4 protein-coding genes are annotated in these 4,328 nt (G+C 73.1%); 1 reads left to right on the top strand and 3 read right to left on the bottom strand.

The genetic code is table 11. The annotated features are described in order from the left end of the window. Positions 1 to 1,153: DUF2993 domain-containing protein (locus K6I33_RS32410; protein ID WP_238492323.1), on the top strand; the 1,153-nt coding region annotated here is incomplete at its 5' end. 44 nt (positions 1,154 to 1,197) lie between these two features. Here K6I33_RS32410 and K6I33_RS32405 read toward each other — a convergent pair. The 3 genes from K6I33_RS32405 to K6I33_RS32395 all read right to left on the bottom strand — a co-directional run. Continuing rightward, on the bottom strand, positions 1,198 to 2,601 hold the full coding sequence (locus K6I33_RS32405) for a cell wall metabolism sensor histidine kinase WalK (RefSeq protein ID WP_229358160.1): 1,404 nt from the start codon (positions 2,599 to 2,601) through the stop codon (positions 1,198 to 1,200). Then, positions 2,598 to 3,335: a response regulator transcription factor gene (locus K6I33_RS32400; protein WP_229358158.1), complete on the bottom strand. Its 738-nt coding sequence runs from the start codon at positions 3,333 to 3,335 to the stop codon at positions 2,598 to 2,600. Before K6I33_RS32400 ends, K6I33_RS32405 begins: the two co-directional genes overlap by 4 nt. An 85-nt stretch (positions 3,336 to 3,420) precedes the next feature. Next, positions 3,421 to 4,328, bottom strand: a 908-nt coding sequence (locus tag K6I33_RS32395; RefSeq protein WP_229358156.1) for a S1C family serine protease, incomplete at its 5' end; no start/stop codon positions are given.

The following is a 4,328-nucleotide window of genomic DNA, read 5'->3' as shown; positions in this document are numbered from 1 at the left end:
CCTCATATCCGCCGGCCCCCACGCCGAGCCGATCGCCTATGTTCCCGCCGGTCCCGGCGACGACCAGCCGGGGGCCCCGCCCGGCCACCGTCGCGCCGGACGCCGCGGAAGCCGGCGCGGCCGCCGTCGACAGCGGGCCCGGACCCGGCAGCGGTGGACCCCCAGCCCCTTCCGGCTCCTCCGCCGCCTCGTCAAGCTCTCCCTCTTCCTCGCCGCCGGCACCGCCCTCCTCTTCCTCGCCGACCGCTGCGCCGCGATGTACGCGGAGAAGAAGGCCCAACAGCAGCTCCAGAGCGCCCTGCGCCTCACGGCCGAGCCCCAGGTCGACATCAAGGGGTTCCCGTTCCTCACCCAGGTGGCCGCCAAGCGCCTCGACCAGGTCGACGTCACCGTCCCCCACGTCGCCGCCGACCGGGTGACGCTGGCGCGGGTACGGGCGAGCGCCCGCGACATCCGGCTCACCGGCAGCCTGCCGACCGCCATCCGGGGCGCCGTCATCGGCGACCTCAGTGGTGAGGTCCTGTTGGCGTTCGCCGACATGGACCGGGAACTCGGCGCCTCCCAGGTCAGATTCCGCGATCTCGGTGGCAACGCGATCGGCGCCCGGGGCCGGCTGAGCGTCGCCGGGCAGGAGCTGGTCGTCCAGGCCAAGGCCCATCTGCGCCGGGACGGCGGGCGCGCCGTCACCACCGAGATCGACGGGATGAGCCTCGACCTCCCCCACGTCGCCACCTACCGCCCCGGCGGCCACGGCCCCGGCGACCGCAGAAGTCTCGTCCTGCACCGGGAGGCCGCCGAGCGGATCGCCGAGGACGCCGCCCGGGTGAAGGCCCTGTTCTCCGTCCCGGCGATCGTCGAACGACTCGGCGTGCCGGAGGAGATGGCGAGGACGCCCCTGTTCGTCGACGGGCTCACCCGGCTCAACCTCGTCGACGTGCTCGTCGACCACCCGTGGCTGCTGGAGAAACTCGGGATCGATCCCGGGCTGCTCACCGCGCTCACGCGCCTCCAGCCGCCGGAGCTTGCGGACCGGTTCTCCTTCTCGTTCCGGCTTCCGCCGGAGGCCACGCGCCTGCGGCTGCGTGATCTGACGGTTGGGTCCGATGGCATCCGCGCCGAGTTGTCGGCTACCGGGCTCGCCGTTGGCAAATAGCCTCTGCGGGCCGGTGGGGGCTGGGCGCGCAGTTCCCCGCGCCCCTACGGGGCGTGCGGCGGCTCCGTCGACGCGCCCGGTAGGCGTACGCTCGCCACCGTGCCGCCGCCTTCGGCGGCGCGCAGCGCCACCTCGCCGCCTGCCTGCCGGACCGTGCGGGCGACGATCGACAGGCCCAGGCCGCTGCCCGGCATGCCGCGTGCCGACGGGGAGCGCCAGAACCGGTCGAAGACGTGGGGGAGTTCCTCGGCCGGGATGCCGGGGCCGTGGTCGCGAACGGTCAGTTCGCCCTTCACCAGACGGACCTCGATCACACCACCCGTAGGGCTGAACTTCACGGCGTTGTCGAGGAGGTTGACGACCGCCCGCTCCAGCGCGGCCGGTTCGGCGCGGACGAACCACGGGTCGAGCTCGGCGTCGACGGTGAGCCCGGCGCCGCCGGCCCGTAGCCGGGCCCGCTCGACGGCCCGTCCGGCGGCCTCGTGGAGGGCGACCACCTGGAGGGGGCCGCTGTTCTCCGGGCCGTCCGGGCGGGAGAGCTCCTGGAGGTCGCCGATGAGCTCCGCGAGCTCCGTCATCTGCGCCTTGACGCTCGCGAGCAGCGCCTTCCGGTCCTCCGGGGGGATCGCCCGGCCGGTCTCCTCGCTCCGCACGAGCAGGTCGATGTTGGTGCGCAGGGAGGTCAGGGGCGTCCGCAGCTCGTGCCCGGCGTCGGCGATGAGCTGCTGCTGCCGGCCGCGGGAGGAGGCGAGCGCCTCGGTCATGGAGTTGAACGAGCGCGACAGGCGCGCGATCTCGTCCTCGCCCTCGACGGGGATGCGCACCGCGAGGTCGTCGGTGCGGGCGATGTGCTCGACGGCGTCCGTCAGCCGGTCCACCGGCCGGAGCGCGGCCCGGGCGATCCACAGGCCGGCCGTCGCGGCCAGCACCACGCCCACTCCGGCGGTGAGCACCAGGACCAGGGCGAGGGAGTTGAGGGGTTTGTCGGTCTCGCTCAGCGGCTGGGCGATGGAGACGGCCGTGTTCGGGAGCGTGTCGCTGCGGTACGTCGAGACGCGCATCTCGTTGCCGTCGGTCGCGACGCTGTCGTGGAGGGTCTCCTCCAGCCGTCCGTCGGCGACGGCCAGGTCGGCGGCGGTGACCTTGATGGGGGACTTGCCGGGCATCGTGCAGACCACGCCGCCGGCCGTGACGACCTGCACGGTGTAGGAGCCGGGGGCGGGGGGCAGGCCGGGCGGATTGGCGCCGCAGCCGCGGACCAGCGCCTGTACCGACCGCTCGTCGAGGCGCTTGCTGGTGAGGGTGGTGTCGCGTTCGCTGCCGAGCTGTTCCTTGGTGACGAACCAGCAGGCCCATGCCGCCAGCGCCACCGCCACCGCGCAGGCGGCGGCCGTCAGCAGTGCCAGCCGGGAGCGCAGCGGGAGCCTGCGGAACCGGGTCGCGATCATTCCGTGCCGCCGTCGGCCCGCAGGACGTACCCCACCCCGCGGACGGTGTGGACGAGCCTCGGCTCTCCTCCGGCCTCGGTCTTGCGGCGCAGGTACATCACGTACACGTCGAGGGAGTTGGACGACGGCTCGAATTCAAACCCCCAGACGGACTTGAGGATCTGTTCCCGGGTGAGCACCTGACGGGGGTGGGTGAGGAACAGTTCCAGCAGGGTGAACTCGGTCCGGGTCAGCTCCACGCGCCGGTCGCCCCGGGTCACCTCGCGCGTGGCGAGGTCCATGCGCAGATCGCCGAAGGACAGCGTCTGCGTGTCGGCGTCGGTGGGCGCGGCGGGGGTCGCGTAGGAGCTGCGGCGCAGCAGCGCGCGGATGCGGGCCAGCAGCTCGTCGAGCTCGAAGGGCTTGACGAGGTAGTCGTCGGCGCCGGCGTCGAGGCCGGTGACGCGGTCGCCGACCGTGTCGCGGGCGGTCAGCATCAGGATCGGTACGGTCACTCCGGAGGCGCGGATCCGGCGGGCGGCCGTCAGGCCGTCCATGCGCGGCATCAGCACGTCGAGCACGATCAGGTCGGGGTGCCGGGCCGCGACCCGCTCGACCGCGTCCAGCCCGTCGACGGCCAGCTCGGTGGCGTAGCCCTCGAAGGCGAGGCTGCGGCGCAGCGCCTCGCGCACGGCGGGCTCGTCGTCCACGATCAGGATGCGGGCGGGCGTCTCGCCGTGCTCGGCGGGGCTCATCGGCGGTACCTCACGGTTCTCACTGGGCGGCAAGGGGGTCGGCAAGGGGTTCGTCCCTCCTCAGCCTCGCACGCCCGGCGGTTTCTCAGGCGCCACTGCCGCCCGCCCGCAGCTTGGCCAGGTCGCCCTTGACCGTGTTGACGGGGATGGCGAAGCCGAGGCCCACGCTGCCGGCGGTGTCGCCGGCGCCCGCGTTGTACATGGCGGAGTTGATCCCGATGATCTCGCCGTTCATGTTGATGAGGGCGCCGCCGGAGTTGCCGGGGTTGAGGGAGGCGTCGGTCTGGATGGCCTTGTACGTGGTCTTGGAGGAGCCGGTGTCGCCGTTGTACTGGTTGCCGCCGAACTCGAACGGCCACTGCGGGAGGCCGCGCTGCTGCTGACGCTGCTGCTCCTGGCCGCTGCCGCCCTGTTCCTTGGAGACGGTCACGTCGCGGTTGAGGGCGGAGACGATACCGCTGGTCACGGTGCCGGTCAGGCCCTCGGGGGAGCCGATGGCGACGACCTGGTCGCCGACCCTGAGCTTGCCGGAGTCGCCGAGCTTGGCGGCCTTGAGGCCCTTGGCGTCCTGGATCTTGATGAGGGCGAGGTCCTTGCCGGGGTCGGTGCCGACGACCTTGGCGGTCTTGACGGTGCCGTCGCTGAGGGTGACCTTGACCTCGTCGGCGCCGGCGACCACGTGGTTGTTGGTGATCACTTCACCGTCGCCGCTGATGATCACGCCGGAGCCGGTGGACTGGCCGGAGGCGGTCGCGGCCTTGATCTCCACGATGCTGGGGCTGACGGCATTGGCGACGGCCGAGACGCCGGTGCCCTTGAGGGAGGCGTTCTGGACGGACGTGGACTGGCCGCTGTCCCCGCGCCCGCCGGTCAGCTCCCCGACCAGGGCCGCCGACCCGCCGCCGACCACGGCCGCGACGATCGCGGCCGCCGCGAGCAGCGCGACGGGGCGGCGGGCGCGGGCGCGGTGGGAGGCCGGGTACGACTGGGTGG

Origin of the sequence: Streptomyces sp. UNOB3_S3, assembly GCF_020740895.1 — a bacterium.
Taxonomy (GTDB): domain Bacteria; phylum Actinomycetota; class Actinomycetes; order Streptomycetales; family Streptomycetaceae; genus Streptomyces.
This window is presented reverse-complemented; position numbering and strand designations above follow the sequence as displayed.

Excerpts from the sequence above, each read along its gene's own strand:
- K6I33_RS32400 (WP_229358158.1), bottom strand. The coding sequence starts at position 3,335 with ATGAGCCCCGCCGAGCACGGCGAGACGCCCGCCCGCATCCTGATCGTG.
- K6I33_RS32405 (WP_229358160.1), bottom strand. The coding sequence starts at position 2,601 with ATGATCGCGACCCGGTTCCGCAGGCTCCCGCTGCGCTCCCGGCTGGCA.